Raw genomic sequence first — 15677 nt, forward strand, 5'->3', positions numbered from 1 at the left:
AAAAAGAGCAACTGTCTCCCTGGACAACCGCTCTTTCACGCCAGCAGCCGGAGCGCCAACCCTCTCCACAGGCCGTTTGGCAACGGCTGACGCTCTTCGTTCCCTCTCATTCGCTGCAGATAGGTCCGCAATTCCCCTTCGTACTTCTTCCGCAAGCGAGGCAACCGGGCAAAATGCCGGGGTTGCACGAAATGCGGTTCCCATGAAAACAACGGGACACCGCCTTCGTTCATAATAGTGGCGACAAATTGGGAACAGAAAAATGCGTTCTCTCGCTGAATTTCTTTTTTCAGGGCTACAGCAAATAAGCCGATAAAATTATAGCGATACTGATTCGAATTTTTTTCGAACCGGCCAATTGCACCCCGAATCTCTTCAAATTGTTTCGGAGTCACCGTACAGCTATAAACCGCACAATCCGCCCGTCCGAAAATGCCGGAAACTGCGTTCTCCTTCACAAATCCTCCGACGAACGGGTTATAACGCCGCTTCCGCCCGAAGCTATACATATCGCGCAGTTCCGCATCGAACGCGACCGACACATGATTCAATCTCTCCTTCGTATACAAAGCAATTCCCCTAGACAACAACGTCCCTGTATCAGTGAGCACAATATAAATCGTCTTTTCCATAACGTCCACCCTCTGCCAATCTCTTAATTTCCAGTATGCTCGGTTCGACCATCCATCGGAACCGACTGTAGTTGGAAATGGATTCGGACTCCAGACGTAGACGGCATGCACGACATGATTTCGACTCTATCTAACTAAACGTTTCTAACCGGGAAACGTTTCATTTTAAATAAATTTCTTCCAAATTGCAGATGCGAGAGTTGGGAATACCCGGCGCTGCGTGTGAAAGGCGAAATCAACTTCCAAGAAATTAAAAAATGCGACAGGATTTTGGACGGTCTTGTCCACAGTTTATCCACAAGTTACCCACAACACATAGTATACCCAAAGCTAGCCAACAATCTTATTATTTTTTACTATGATGAAATCCCCTATATGAATAGATTGGCTGGAGGCAGAAAAGCTATGCAGCATGAGCTATGAAGGTTCATTTTCAAAGAACGGTATCGATTATTCTTTAAGTAAAAAACCAAGAATTATTACACAATATGTATTGCCGAAAGAAAAATTAAGGGTTTGTGGGTAATGTGGGTAACGTGGATAAGATGGGTAGAAAACGACCAGTGACGTTTTATCAGAACTTTAAAGCTGCTATTTTTGACAAGTACGGAAATAGAAACTAAAAATAGTCAGCCAATTATATGGAGTCAATAGTAGTTTGAGTTGCTAGGCGATCTGGTCCTTCCCATAATTCGAGGGGCTTGACGAGACCCTTGGCTATCTGGCACTACTTTTCACTCTCCGAGTCATCAAACAAAAAACCGCCGCTTTACGCCAGGGCTATTATGTCGGGATGTTTAAAAACCGTGTGGAAGGAATTGGTTTGAGCTTTATCAGGATGAGGAGTGATTGAAGATAAGAAAAGCGCCAGGCTTTGGATACCTGACGCTCCTTTACTTCAGCAATTCCGAAACTTCGGCTCTCTCTTCTCCAAAAATGCCGCGACGCCCTCTTTCTTATCTTCCGTTTCGAAGCATTCGCCGAAGCGCTCAGCTTCGCGATTATAGCCTTCGAAGTGGGTGCCGAACAGTCCGGTGTTCATAGCGTCCATGGCGTGGTGGATGGCGATGCGGCTATTTTTCGCAATAGCTTCCGCCCATTGCATTCCTGCTCCGAGCAGCTCTTCCACTTCGACGACCCGGTCAATGATGCCTAATGCTTCCGCTTGTTCAGCGCGGATCCGCTCCCCTGATAATATATAATACCGTGCTTTTCCGATTCCGATGAGTTTGGGCAGCCGTTGGGTACCGCCTGCTCCTGGAATGATACCCAGCGTGATTTCCGGGAATCCGTATTGGCTGTTGGAACTACCGATCCGCATATGACAAGCTAATGCCAGTTCCAAGCCTCCGCCCAGACAAGCTCCCTCGATTAGCGCGATAACCGGCTTTTTGAAAAACTCAATGCGGTTCATCAAATGATGCCCTATATACGATACGCGACTCGCTTCAGCTTTTGTCTCGATTTCGTGAAATTCCTTTAGTTCCGCTCCCGCCATAAAATGGCCATTGGCGCCGCGTAATAAGACCACTTTGACATCATCCGCTTTTTCCACCTGATCGAGCGCCAGATTTAACGATGCCATCGTCGGATTGCTGATCGTATTGACCGGCGGATTTTCAATTGTCAGGATGGCCACTTCATTCTTGATTTCGATGTCTACAATATCAATTGTTTTCATTAAATTCTCCCCCTATACTCTCTCAACGATGACCGCGCCGCCGATGCCACCCCCGACACACAACGTGGCGATACCGCGTTTTTTTTCAAAGTGTTCCAAACCGTTCAGTAAAGTGACGATCAGACGCAGGCCGGTCGCTCCGACGGGATGCCCCAACGCGATGGCCCCACCGAAAGGATTCACTTTTTCCAGATCAAGCTCCAACTGCTTCACACAAGCAAGCGCTTGTGCAGCAAACGCCTCATTCAGTTCGACGAGGTCAATGTCTTCCATCGTTAAGCCTGCCTTTTCCAAAACTTTCGGCACGGCATAAGCTGGTCCCAAGCCCATCCGTTTCGGATCAACCCCGACTGAAGCGTTCGCCACAATCCGGGCAATCGGCTTGACCCCAAGTTCATCTGCTTTTTCCCTGGACATGATCAGCATAGCCGCGGCTCCGTCATTTAGTCCGCACGCATTGCCAGCAGTGATCGTTCCGTCCTTTTTGAAAGCCGTCCGCAAAGAGGAAAGCACTTCAAGGGATGTTCGTTCATTTGGCCCTTGGTCTTCTTCCAACGTCACAGTTTCTTTTCGCTTTGTCGCAGTAACAGGAACAATTTCTTTTGCAAAAATGCCGTCCCGCTGCGCTTGCAATGCCCGCTCGTGACTACGAAGTGCAAAGGCGTCTTGCTCTTCCCGTGTAATGCCGTGTTCTTCCGCCACCACTTCCGCCGTTTCCCCCATCGTCATATCGACAAACGGGTCATGGAGCATTTCCACAATCTTATCGGTTACTTGATGGTGACCTAGCCGATAGCCAGACCGGGTCCCTTTTAATAAATGCGGGATTTGGCTCATATTTTCTGTACCAACGACGAGAATTGTTTCCGCATCTCCCGATTTGATCGCCTGGATGCCATTTACCAAGGCTTGCATGCCGGAAGCACAGTTTTGTCCAACTGTATGGGCCGAAATCTTTTCAGGGAACCCCAATTCCAAAGAGGCAATTCGACCGACATTCGAGAATGCGGAGGATTGATCTACATTTCCGACAATGATTTCGTCAATTGCTTCAGGTGGCACGTTGCTTTCTTCGACTACTGCTTTCATTACCGTTTTGGCCAATTCTTTGGTCGAGACATTTTCGTACATCCCATTAAACGTGCCGATCGCTGTTCGTTTGGCACTGACAATGACTACTTCTTTCATTGTTCTAACCCCCTTCAGGCTTTCACCAGTTGCGTCTTTAATATTTTTCCACTCAGTGTTTTCGGCATTTCATCAAGAACGTAATATTTCTTCGGGATTTTATAAGGAGCTAAATTCTTTCTACAAAACTTTTCAACATCCTCAAAATCAACCGAACCTTTGGAATCCTTCAATGTTACATAGGCAACAACTTGTTCCCCTTTAATCGCATCCGGTTCTCCGACCACGCCCACTTCAAGAAAACTGCCGTACTGATAGAGGACTTCCTCGATTTCCCGTGGATAGATTTTCAAACCGCCTTGGTTGATCATATCTTTTTTCCGATCAACGATATAAAAATACCCATCCTCGTCTTGATAACCAACGTCACCCGTATGGAACCACCCTCCACGCAATGCTTCTTTTGTAGCTTCCGGCCTATTCCAATACCCTTTCATGACATTCGGCCCTTGGACAACGACTTCCCCAATTTCACCCACAGGCACTTCTTGATCATTTTCATCAAAAATTTTGACCGATACCCCTTCAATCGCAGGACCGATTGATCCATGTTTAATCGGACCATCTGGACCGTGATTGCTAACGACAGGCGAACATTCGGTCAAGCCATAGCCTTCCAAGATGTCAAACCCGAATAATTCCTTCCATCGTTTGTGGACCGACACAGGCATGGACGCCGCACCCGTGAAAGCAATCCGTAAATTGAATTGATAGTTCTCGATATTTGGGTCATTTAACAGCATCGCATACATGGTCGGTGGACCAAAAAAATACGTAATTTGCTCCTTTTCCATCGTGTCCAATACAACTTTCGGGACGAATTTCTCCATGATGTAGCAACCTGCATTCGATAGGATCATCGTATTTAAGCAGTTCGTTTGTGCTGCTGCATGATAAAGAGGCGCGACAATCAATCCAATATCATCGGACGTACACTTTAAATGCTCACTATAGGTCTTAGCATTTCCGGCAAGTCCATCATGCGTTAACATTGCCCCTTTCGGATGACCTGTCGTTCCAGACGTATAGAGGATTTGACAGACAGCATTATCTTCAATATTCGCCTCGTATTCCCCGGATTGTTCGGTCATATATCTTCCAAAATTCAATTCTTCCGATTCATCATCGAGCACGACTATCTTTTTTACATTTTCTGAATGCTTGTTTACTGTTTCGATATTGTTTTTCGCCGATTGCTCACAAACATAGACGACCGGCTGGCAATCCTCCACTATAAAGCTCATTTCATTGGGAGTATAGAGAGGATTGATTGGCACGATGATGGCTCCGATTTTCATGGCGGCGTAATAACAATAGATGAATTCAAATCGGTTACCTACTTGAATGAGGATGCGTTCACCTTTTTCGACACCGAATGACAAAAATGCGTTCGCTGTCTGATTGATCTTCTTTTCCAATTCTTCATATGTAATTGTAGAATGCAGATTTTTTAAAGCAATTTTGTTGGGAGTAGAAATGGAAAACCTCGTAATCTCATTCATTACATTCATTATGATTCCTCCAATCAATTTAAATGAATACCAGTTCAAAAATTTCCTCTTAAAACTAATTTGACTAGTTTATACCTTTGTTTTACAATGTTCAATAAATGAATTTATATTCATAATTCTATTTCAAATCGATTAAATTGTCAAAATATTATTTAATTCTAGCTACTTTTATATCCTCAAGTGAATTTGTCCTCAATTAAATAAATTGGAGTGAGAGCTTATGAAAAAAAATGACAAGTATTATAGTATCTTGGAAGCTGCCAAGAAAGTATTTGCCCAAGAAGGCTATCATGGTGCCTCCATCTCAAAAATAGCTAAGGAAGCTGATATTGGTGACGGCACTGTTTATTTATATTTTAAAAACAAAGAAGATATTTTGATCCAATTATTCGACACGGCCATTTATCATCGTCATGTTCCGAAATCTGAGAGCTTAATCGAACCGCTTCAAGATCCACGGATTATGCTGTATGAATTAATCCGCAATCATTTTGACTTTTTTGGAGAAGACTATGACATGGCAAAAGTGGTTCAGATCGAATCACGGCAACCTACCGAATCATCAAGAAGCGTTGTCAAAAAAGGAACAAAACGCTATTTCCAATTACTGAGGAAAATTATAGAAAAAGGACAAGAAGAAGGTTTATTCCGAACGGATGTATCGACCTCTTCCTTACAAATACTTATCTTCGGCACATTGGATGAATTCGTAACAGCTTGGGTTCTATCGGAACATAAATATTCATTAATGCGCAAAGTGGAGGATGCCTATAAAATGCTCTTGCAATCCATCTATAACTTTTCCAACAACGAAAGAGAACAATGGCTTGCATCTCCCAGAAAAAATTGACCAAAAGAAGCGGCAAACACGCCGCTTCTTTTGGTCAGCCTGTTATTTTTGCACTTGCTTCTTCATATTCATAAAAACCTTTTCCCGTTTTCAAGCCTAGATGCCCTTTCCTCACTAGTTCCTTGAGAAACTCTCCCGGTCTATACGCTTCGTTTCCAGTTTCGGCATAGACATGCTCCATAAAGTACAGCAGCGTATCCAAGCCGATATAATCGGATAACTCCAGCGGCCCCATCGGATGTCCCATCGCCTTCTTCAATGCTGTATCAATATCCTCTTTCGTTGAAATCCCTTGTTCATAAGAAAGCATCGCTTCATTCAACATAGGCGTGATGATGCGATTGACGATAAAGCCAGGGACATCTTTTGCCAGCACTACGTTCTTTTCCAGGCTTTCAATAAAACTTGTTGCCGTTTTAATAGTTTCCTCTGAAGAATGTTTTCCTTGTATTAATTCCACGACAGGCATAATAGGCGCCGGATTAAAAAAATGTGTGCCAACCACTCGTTCCTTGTTCTTACAGCCGAGCGCAATATCTGTTATTGAAATACCTGAAGTATTGGAAGCCAGTATCGTATCAGAAGAAACAATGTCTTCCAATCGGTTAAATAAGGATTGTTTTACATCTAACTGTTCTGCAATCGCCTCAATTACAATTTCCGCACTCTCGATATCTTCCAATCGTCCCCCAATTATCAGACGTCCTTCTAAAAGTTGGAGCTCCTCTTGCCTATTTCTCTTTTCGGCCCACTTTTTTATTCGGTTCAATACATTGGAAGCCGCTAGTTTTAGCTGACTCTCATTGACATCATACAAGACGACAGAGTAGCCAGATTGAATACATACTTGGGCGATGCCGCTCCCCATCGCACCTGCGCCTACCACGGCGACCTGGGTGATTTCTTTGATCTTTTTCATACGAACCTCCGAAATTGTGAATTTATCTTGATGCTTATTCGTTCATCCACGAAAGACTTCCTTCGCAATAACCACTCGCTGAATCTCGCTCGTTCCTTCATAAATACGATTGATCCGTGAATCACGAAGCATTCTTTCGATTGGGAAATCCATCGTATAGCCGTAACCGCCAAATACTTGAAGCGATTCATTGATAATTGCATCCGCTTTTTCCGAAGCATAGGCTTTCACGATGGACCCTTCCAAGTTAAATGGTTTCTCTTCTTCCATCAGCCGGATGGCGCTTTCCAACATGGATTCGATAGCGAAAATCTCCATTTTCATTTCGGCAATTTTGTTCTGGATCGACTGGAAGCTCGCAATCGATTTTCCAAACTGCTGTCTCTCTTTGGCATACTCTACCGCCATTTCAAAAGCCCCTTTAGCCAAGCCAAGCGATTGAGCCGCAATTGACAACCGCCCATTCTGCATGACTCTCATCGCATACTTGAAGGCCTCTCCCACCTCACCGAGAACTTGAGAGGAAGGTACACGGACATTATCCAAGATGACATCACTTGTTTCCGAGCCCCGGATTCCCAACTTTTTCTCCACTTTCCCGATGGATAAACCCTCCGCCCCTTTTTCGACGATAAAAGCAGTGATTCCGCCGCGGGCTCCTTTTTCCATATCCGTTTTGGCAAACACGACGAAAACGTCTGCGGAAGGCGCATTTGTAATAAAGCACTTGCTTCCATTAATGATCCAATCGTCTCCATCCTTCTTCGCCATAGTCCGAATTCCCGCCGCATCTGATCCAGCTCCCGGCTCCGTCAAAGCGAAGGCGCCCAAATACTCCCCTTGAGCAAGCGGCGTTAAATACTTCCTTTTCTGTTCGTCTGTTCCTGCGACATAAATCGTATTCGATGCAATCGTTGTGTGTGCTCCGATAATCGCCGGAATCGAGCCTTCGATTTTCGCAAGCTCCTCCACCATCATGTAATACGCCCGCCACCCGAATCCGCTGCCTCCGTATTCTTCCGGAAAGGGAACGCCGAACATCCCCATTTCCTTCATCTCTTCCATCAAACCAGAAGGGACTTGATGATTTTCATCAATGGATGCTGCCACAGGAGCGATTTTCTCCTGCGCAAATCCTCGTATTGTACTAGAAAATATATCTAATTCCTCTTGGACTTCTTTCTCTTTTACCGCCATTTCCCCAACCCCTTACACAGTAATTTTGCCTAGTTCGTGTTTCACGATTTTACCAACCGAGTTTTTCGGCAAAGCATCTAAAAAGTATATTTTCACAGGGCATTTATAATTCGCCATTTTTTCTTTGCAGTACGTAATAATAGCCTCTTCGCTCAACTGATCACTTTCGTGAACACTGACATAAGCGACCACTTCTTCCCCGTATTTTTCATCAGGAATCCCGACGACTGCCGCCTCTTTAATAGAAGAAATTTCATAAAGAACTTCCTCGATCTGCTTCGGATAAATATTAATGCCGCCCCGAATAATGACATCCTTTTTTCTTCCGACGAGATAGAAATAGCCGTCTTCGTCTTCATACCCAATATCCCCGGTGTATAGCCAGCCATCCCGCAACGCTTCCTCCGTCGCCTTCGGGTTATTCAAATAACCCGCCATGACGACATCTCCCTTGACAATCAATTCTCCCCGCTCGCCCCGAGGGACTTCCCCTCCTTGTTCATCTACAACTTTCACTTGTTGGCCCGGAAGCGGGATGCCAATAGAGCCGATCTTTTGCGTGCCATGTAAAGGATTGGATGTCGAACAAGCCGCCGCTTCTGACAATCCCCAAGCTTCCAAAAATTGAAATGGATAGTTTTGTTGAAATCTATGAAATTCACTTTCTGTAAGGGGAGCTCCACCACATAAGCCGAATTTCAATGGGCTTAGATCATATTTCTGGATCTCTTCGGCAGGAAAATCAGCGAGTAGTTTATAAACAGTCGGCACACCTACTGTATAAGTAGGCTTGAACTGTTCGACATTTCGTAAAAACTCATTCGGATCGAAACGGTTTGTCAGCACCACACTTGCCCCAAGATAGATAGGCGCGCTTAGTGTAAAATGAATGGAATTGACATGGAATAACGGCAAAATTAAATACGAACGGTCACTCTCCTGTAAATGAAGGCTCTCGATCACACCGTGGATCATGCTCACAACATTCCGATGGGTCAATAAAACCCCTTTCGGCTTACCTGTCGTTCCAGACGTATAAATAATGAGTGCGACCGCTTCTTGATCGATCTCTTGCTCTGGTATTCCTTGACCTGTAAACAGGGATAAAAAACGAATTTCTCCCTCATTCACCGGTCCATCCAACAGAACTTGAACCGGATGGATTTCCATATTGCGCATAGCTTCCGCCGCTTTCTCTTTACATGAGTTTTCATAGAAAAAACATTTGGCGTTTGAGTTTTCCAGCTGATGCTTGATTTCATCAGGCTTCAAAGCAGGATTCATCGTTGTTATCGCCACGCCCAGTCGCCAGCACGCATATAACGTCCAAACAAATTCAATCCGATTGGAAGCTTGGATGGCCAAGACATCCCCTTGTTCGAGACGGAGAGACTTTTTCATCCCCTCCGCCAACTGCCCAATCTGCTGATCGAGTTCTTCATAAGAGAATGTTTTGTCTTTCTCGTATATTGCAATTTTGTGAGGATTTTTTCGTAATCCTTCCTTTAAAATGGTCGAAATCATACGTCCACCTCCCGAAAAACTCAATCCTACTTGCCCAAATATAATTGTTTAATTTCCTCATTTTGCCGCAGATCTTCTGCTTTTCCTTCCAGGGCAATCCGACCGTTTTCCAATACATACGCGTAATCGGAAATCTCCAATGCCATATGAGCATTCTGCTCCACTAACAGGATGGATGTCCCTTCCTTATTGATTGCCTGGATAATCTCAAAAATCTCTCGGACGATGATTGGTGCAATCCCAAGGGATGGTTCATCCAACAATAATACTTTCGGATTCCCCATCAGAGACCGGCCAATCGCTAACATCTGTTGTTCTCCACCACTCAAAGTACCCGCCTTTTGCTGAAGCCGCTCTTTCAGCCGCGGAAAATACGTGAACACTTTTTCCAGATTACGTTCATCCGTTTTCTTATCTTTCGATTGATACGCCCCGATTTTCAAGTTCTCCTCAACCGTTAGCAATGGAAACACACGGCGCCCTTCCGGACAATGAATGATCCCTTGTTTGACGATTTCATTGGAAGGTTTTCGAATGAAGGAAGACCCTTTCCATTCGAAATGACCTTGTTTCGGCTGGATCAGTCGGGAAATTGTTTTCAGTGTAGTCGATTTTCCAGCTCCATTTGCGCCGATTAGTGACACTATGGATCCTTCCTCCACTTGAATGGAAATTCCTTTCAACGCATGCACCTTTCCGTAATACGTATGAATATCAGTTAGCTTCAACAAGAGGCTCCACCTCCCCCAAATAGGCTTCGATGACAACCGGATCATTTTGCACTTCCTTCGGCAGCCCTTCCGCAATCTTTTGACCGAAATTGACAACAGTCAAATAATCCGACACTTTCATCACCAATGACATATCATGCTCGATCAATAAAACGGTATATCCCATCTCCTCTTTCAGACGGATGATCAATTCGCTGATTTGCTGCGTTTCAACAGGATTCATACCCGCAACCGGCTCATCCAACAGCAGCAGTTTCGGTTCCGCCATTATCGCGCGGCCGATATCGACCATCTTCTGATAACCGAAAGGGAGATCGGATACCTTTTCATGAGCAAGTTCCGTAATATCGAGCATTTCCATCACATCATATGCCTTATCCTTCGCTTCTTTTTCCGCTTTCCGGACAGAAGGCAAATGGACGGAAATGGAGAAAATATTGCGTTTCATCAAAGGATGCAATCCGGTTAATAGGTTTTCTAACACCGTCATTTCGGAAAACAACTCGACATTTTGGAAGCTTCGGGCAATGCCTTCCCGTACGACCTCATGCGGTTTCACTTTCAATAAATCTTTTTCATTGAAAAGGATACGGCCGCCTGTAGGTGTGTAGAAACGGCTAATGCAGTTGAACACGGTCGTTTTTCCCGCTCCGTTTGGCCCGATGATGGAATAAATACTGCCTTCCGGTACTGTGAACGACAGACGATCAACAGCAGTCAATCCCGCAAATTGGACAGTCACATTTTCAAAGGTTAACATCTCTCGCCACCCCTTTCACAGACGCGGAAGCCGATGCAGGCTCACTCGGCTCTTGTTTACTATGTGGTTTTTTCGCAAAATCAAAGAGGGACACGATCCCTTTCGGACGGAAAAACAGCACGAGCACGACCGCCAAACCAATGACAATATTCGTAATCCCGACGAACGCATTCGTGAAATGCGGAATAATCGTAAAGAGCACGGCACCAATAATGGCACCTGGAATGGAAGCCATCCCGCCGACCACAATCATGGCTAGTAACATCAGCGATGTCACGATGCTAAAATCATCCGGACTGACAAACCCAATCCAATACGCATATAACCCGCCCGCGATGCCAGTGAAGAAGGCGCTGATGACAAACATCATCGTTTTATTAAACGCGATATGGATACCGTTTGCCTGCGCAGCCACTTCACTGTCACGGATGGCAACAAACGCCCTGCCCAATCCGCTTTTCACAATATTATTCATGACCCAGATAATTAGGAGGGTTATGAGGACGACGACGTAGAAAAACTGAATGTCAGAAGAGAGGAAGGCGGGCCGGGTAACCGAGAGTCCCGAATAACCATTCGTCACGGTATCCCAATTCAATACAATTTGTGGAACGGATAGCCCGAACCCGAGTGTCGCTACCGCCAAAAAGTGGCCACTCAACCGGACGGCCGGCAAGCCAATCACCAAACCGATTACGCCTGTCACCACTCCAGAAAGTGGGAGCAATAGCCAGATCGGCAAATTATATTTCCCCGCTAAAATGGCGACCGTATATCCTCCGATTACGAGGAAAGCTGCATTTCCGACGGAGATCTGTCCACCGAAACCGACAAGCAGGTTCAAAGCCATCGCCGCGATGACATACACACAGGCCAGAACGAAGAGTGTCATGAAATAACCCGAATTCCCGACCAGCATCGGAAATGCCAGGGCAAATAAAATCAACAGGCCGACCCACGCTTTTTTATTCCCAAGAAGTTGTTTCATTGTTCATCACACCTTCTTCACCATTTTTTCTCCGCCGAATAGGCCTTGTGGACGAATGTAAAGCACTGCCACAATCAACAGGAAGGTATACACCATTTTCATTTCTGGAGCGCCATAGTAGCTGACCAGATTCTCAAAAACTCCGACAATCAATCCTCCAATTAATGCGCCAGGCAAACTGACAAACCCGCCAAGTACCGCGGCTGCAAAAGCCATCACCAAAACTGTGAACATCATATTGATATTCAGGAAAGTGATAGGCGCGGTCATCATACCGGCCACTCCACCAAGGATAGCTCCGATTGCCCAAATGGACAGAAAGACCGTTGACACTTTCACCCCCATCAGTTCGGCTGCTGTAATATCCTGTGATGAGGCCCGCATCGCCAACCCCACTTTGCTATATTTGAAGAAAAAGTAGAACAGCAACATCAAAACAGCAGTCAATCCAACAACAAATAACTCATTTGGCGTTACAAAAACCGAGCCAATCTGAAAAGGAGCCCCTTGCACAGCTTCCGGATAACTCGTCGGATGATGCCCCCAGATTAATCCGGCAACCCCGTTCAGAATGAGAAACAACCCCAGCGTCATCACCATCTGGAAAATATGGGATTGGTTCTGAATCCGCTTCATGAACACTTGATAAATGACAATACCGAGTATCGCGGCAAAGGCGAGTGCAAGGAAAAAGGAGACCAGATACGGCAAATTCAGGCTGGATAGAAACAGGAAACTGACAAATGTCGTGATCATCGCCATCTCCCCTTGCGCAAAATTCACTACGCCGGTCGTTTTATAAATGAGCACCATCCCTAATCCTGCCAGACCATACACACAGCCGAAGATCAATCCACTGATAATAATTTGCATTTTGCGTCCCACCTTTTCGCGTTCAAATTCAATTACATCTTTACATCATGACGTCCTCACTCAACCGATATATACCAAATCAACTTACCCAACTTGTAGAAAAAGAAGAAGAGACTCGACGCCTTTTCTTCTTTTCTCTTTTAATCCGAAGTAACTTCACCCGTTTTCGGATCGACTGTCATAATGACAGAAGTAGATTCGATTTTTCCGTCTTTCGCTTCAGTCAAATACAACGATGTGACGCCATAGTGATTTTCCTCGGAAAATGAAACACCTGCGTAAATGGAATCTTTCCAGTTGTCAAATGTATAGAAGGTTTCCAAAAAGCTTGGCCAGTCTAAGTTATCCTCGGCCCGTTTCAAGCCCTCAACGAACACTTCCGCACTTCCCCAGCCCGATTGACTTACACCAACCAACGGCTCTTTCGGATGATCGGACCCGAATCGTTCAACAAACAACTTCAAACTGTCGCTTTCATCTCCTCCACCCGGAATCGGAATCGTAGCAGCTGAAATCGTTCCATTCCAAACATCTTCTCCCGCAAGTTCAAAGAGATTCGAGTCATTACCGCCTACAGACGCAACAATATACGTAATATCATTTGCCCCGATCCGATAAAGAGCCTTTTTAAAGTTAGCTGCCGGATTCGGTGTACTCAATACAATGACAGCATCCGGTTTTGCATTTTGAATCTTTTGAGCTTGCGAACTGAACTCTACATCCGTTTGCAAGAAATTCACTTCTTCTACAATTTCTACATCCGCATAATTACCGATTGCTTCTTTGATCGCTTCATATCCTTCTTTTCCTAGATCATCATTCTGATAGGCGATGGCAATCGTTTTGGCATCCGCTTGATTGACCGCATAATCCAAAAGAAGTTTCGCTTCAATGGAGTAATTGATGACACTGCCACCCAATACGTTTGGAATCGGCGGATCCATCAATTGTTTATTTCCTGTCCCTGGCATAATGACAGGAATGCCTGTCTGCTTGTAATAATCCAAAACCGCTAAGTTGGCACTGGATCCTACGTTTCCAACCATTGCAAACACTTTATCCTGCTCCACAAGTCTTTTTACCATTTGAACGGTTTTCGCTGGTTCCCCTTGATTGTCATAGGCAACCAACTTCAACGTCCGTCCATTGACTCCCCCGTTTTCATTGATGTAATTGAAATAGGATTCAACCGCTTTCCGGCTCGAGTCATAAATGGCAGTAGCCCCGGTTTGCGGACCTACAAAACCAACAAGAATTTCACTATCCGTTACCCCTTGCGGTAAATCGCCCTTTCCTTCCGAAGCATCCGCACTGCTTGAAGTTCCCTCCGGCTCACCGTTACACGCGGCCAATAACATAATGATCATTAAACATAAGAAGCCTTTGATACCAATCTTCCGCCATTTTTTCCTATATCCTCGCTTATCCATTTTGCATTTCCTCCCTAAGATTTATTTTGGTTAAAAACTTTGTCCTTTCGGCCTCGCAATTCCATTTTTACACAAGAACCACCACCTCCATTTTAGAATATTGACGTTACATTCATTAAATTAAAACCGACCTTCCACAACTTTCTATACTCAATATCAGGAAACGCTTACATTTTTGTTCATAAATATAATTCAGCAAACCAAAATACTATTAATGAATGTGATTCACTATTTGTCCAGAAACTCCAAAACAAAAATAAATGAATCCATATTTATCAATGTTTATTAGCATTTTTAACAATGAACTAACCATCACTTTAAATGTATAGTAGTTTAATATTTGAATATTGTCAACAGTTATTTCAAACGAATTATTCGGTAATTGAATAGGATATCAATTATTTTCTGCATTTAATTAAAAAAAGGAGTGTTTTATTACCAAATTACAATTTACAAATATTACATAATGAATGAGTCATCATACTAAAACAAAAAAACAGAGGAACAATTCATTCCCCCGCTTGAAAGTATCGTTATTGATTTCGCTCCCCATGCACCCCCATCGCATCCCGCATCCACTCCGCCAATCCCTCCCCGAACTGATCAATATTCCTAGTGAATCGCTCATCAGCCACATACATTTCCCCTAACCCTTTGAACGCTTCCAAGGAATAGGAGCCAATTTTGTTGAGGAATGTATACCATTCGCCGATTGCTTCCTGCGCCTCGCTGGATTCGGGCTTGAGGTGACGGAGGTCTGCCAGTTTGATATAGATACGGTTCATCTCTGCCTCCAGCTCTTTTCCAAACTGGGCGACTTTTTTAGTCGATTCATCAACCGCTTGGTCTCCCCAGCGTTCCCTCGCCTCTTGTTCGTATGGATTATGACTGAAGTCAAACCCTTTAAATTTTTCTTCATTCGTCATTGTTCTTTCCCCCTTCTCGTGTTGGATGGTCTTTTCAATCGTTTCAATCATGATGTCCAGTTGCTTGCGCTTGGCAATCAGCATATCGAGCTGCAACTCGAACGCTTCCTTCCGGTCGAAAGTCGGACTGCCGAGCAGCTCTTTGATTTTTTTCAACGGGAAGCCGAGTTCCCGGAAAAACAGGATTTGCTGTAGTGTCGCCAAATTCGAATCCGAATACAGCCGATACCCCGCTTCAGTCACATCATCCGGCTTGAGCAATCCAATCTCATCGTAATGATGCAGCGTCCGCACACTCACCCCCGTCAGCTCTGCGACTTCTTTCACTTTCATCCCTCTGCCCCCCTTCCGTCTTTACTATAAAATATCACGTTAGGTGAGGGTCAATAGGGATCGGCAAATATATAACCTCACTACCTGTAAAACATATTTGACAACCTTCCCACATTTCATTACACTAAGGCTGT

At 44.6% G+C, this 15677-nt stretch carries 14 protein-coding genes; 1 reads left to right on the forward strand and 13 read right to left on the reverse strand.

What is annotated here, in order from left to right; genetic code table 11:
* Positions 1 to 35 precede the first annotated feature (35 nt).
* The 4 genes from OXB_RS03170 to OXB_RS03185 all read right to left on the reverse strand — a co-directional run bounded on the left by OXB_RS03170 (position 36) and on the right by OXB_RS03185 (position 5012).
* Positions 36 to 632 carry a hypothetical protein gene (locus tag OXB_RS03170; RefSeq protein ID WP_052483847.1) on the reverse strand — a complete coding sequence of 199 codons (597 nt, stop codon included), beginning with the start codon at positions 630 to 632 and terminating at the stop codon, positions 36 to 38.
* Between the two features lie 898 nt (positions 633 to 1530).
* Entirely contained in the window at positions 1531 to 2313 is a 783-nt protein-coding gene (locus OXB_RS03175) for an enoyl-CoA hydratase/isomerase family protein (protein ID WP_041071837.1), read from the reverse strand.
* A 12-nt stretch (positions 2314 to 2325) separates the two neighbouring features.
* Entirely contained in the window at positions 2326 to 3501 is a 1176-nt protein-coding gene (locus OXB_RS03180; RefSeq protein WP_041071839.1) for a thiolase family protein, read from the reverse strand.
* A 14-nt stretch (positions 3502 to 3515) separates the two neighbouring features.
* Positions 3516 to 5012 (reverse strand): class I adenylate-forming enzyme family protein, encoded by a 1497-nt coding sequence (locus OXB_RS03185; protein WP_041071841.1) that lies wholly within the window; start codon positions 5010 to 5012, stop codon positions 3516 to 3518.
* A gap of 220 nt (positions 5013 to 5232) precedes the next feature.
* On the opposite strand from OXB_RS03185, the gene OXB_RS03190 reads away from it, so the two are divergent.
* Positions 5233 to 5862, forward strand: a complete 630-nt coding sequence (locus OXB_RS03190) for a TetR/AcrR family transcriptional regulator (protein WP_052483848.1) — start codon at positions 5233 to 5235, stop codon at positions 5860 to 5862.
* Positions 5863 to 5896: 34 nt separating this feature from the next.
* Here the strand turns inward: OXB_RS03190 and OXB_RS03195 are convergent, their stop codons facing one another.
* The 9 genes from OXB_RS03195 to OXB_RS03235 all read right to left on the reverse strand — a co-directional run bounded on the left by OXB_RS03195 (position 5897) and on the right by OXB_RS03235 (position 15543).
* On the reverse strand, positions 5897 to 6781 hold the full coding sequence (locus OXB_RS03195; protein ID WP_041071843.1) for a 3-hydroxyacyl-CoA dehydrogenase family protein: 885 nt from the start codon (positions 6779 to 6781) through the stop codon (positions 5897 to 5899).
* Between the two features lie 42 nt (positions 6782 to 6823).
* A complete protein-coding gene (locus tag OXB_RS03200) occupies positions 6824 to 7978 on the reverse strand; it encodes an acyl-CoA dehydrogenase family protein (protein WP_041071845.1) in 1155 nt (384 codons plus the stop codon).
* A 12-nt stretch (positions 7979 to 7990) separates the two neighbouring features.
* Positions 7991 to 9502: a class I adenylate-forming enzyme family protein gene (locus OXB_RS03205; protein ID WP_052483849.1), complete on the reverse strand. Its 1512-nt coding sequence runs from the start codon at positions 9500 to 9502 to the stop codon at positions 7991 to 7993.
* A gap of 26 nt (positions 9503 to 9528) precedes the next feature.
* Positions 9529 to 10233: an ABC transporter ATP-binding protein gene (locus OXB_RS03210; RefSeq protein ID WP_041071847.1), complete on the reverse strand. Its 705-nt coding sequence runs from the start codon at positions 10231 to 10233 to the stop codon at positions 9529 to 9531.
* Complete coding sequence (locus OXB_RS03215) at positions 10217 to 10993, reverse strand: ABC transporter ATP-binding protein (RefSeq protein ID WP_041071850.1); 777 nt, start codon at positions 10991 to 10993, stop codon at positions 10217 to 10219. Before OXB_RS03215 ends, OXB_RS03210 begins: the two co-directional genes overlap by 17 nt.
* The gene (locus tag OXB_RS03220) at positions 10980 to 11981 is read right to left on the reverse strand and encodes a branched-chain amino acid ABC transporter permease (RefSeq protein ID WP_070098188.1); all 1002 of its coding nucleotides are present in this window, start codon (positions 11979 to 11981) and stop codon (positions 10980 to 10982) included. The genes OXB_RS03215 and OXB_RS03220 overlap by 14 nt, the downstream gene beginning before the upstream one ends.
* A 6-nt stretch (positions 11982 to 11987) precedes the next feature.
* The gene (locus tag OXB_RS03225) at positions 11988 to 12854 is read right to left on the reverse strand and encodes a branched-chain amino acid ABC transporter permease (protein WP_041071852.1); all 867 of its coding nucleotides are present in this window, start codon (positions 12852 to 12854) and stop codon (positions 11988 to 11990) included.
* Positions 12855 to 12994: 140 nt separating this feature from the next.
* Positions 12995 to 14284, reverse strand: coding sequence for an ABC transporter substrate-binding protein (locus OXB_RS03230; protein ID WP_041071854.1), 1290 nt, complete (start codon positions 14282 to 14284; stop codon positions 12995 to 12997).
* Between the two features lie 533 nt (positions 14285 to 14817).
* Positions 14818 to 15543 (reverse strand): MerR family transcriptional regulator, encoded by a 726-nt coding sequence (locus tag OXB_RS03235; protein WP_041071856.1) that lies wholly within the window; start codon positions 15541 to 15543, stop codon positions 14818 to 14820.
* Between the last annotated feature and the right edge of the window lie 134 nt (positions 15544 to 15677).

This window comes from Bacillus sp. OxB-1, assembly GCF_000829195.1.
GTDB lineage: Bacteria > Bacillota > Bacilli > Bacillales_A > Planococcaceae > Sporosarcina.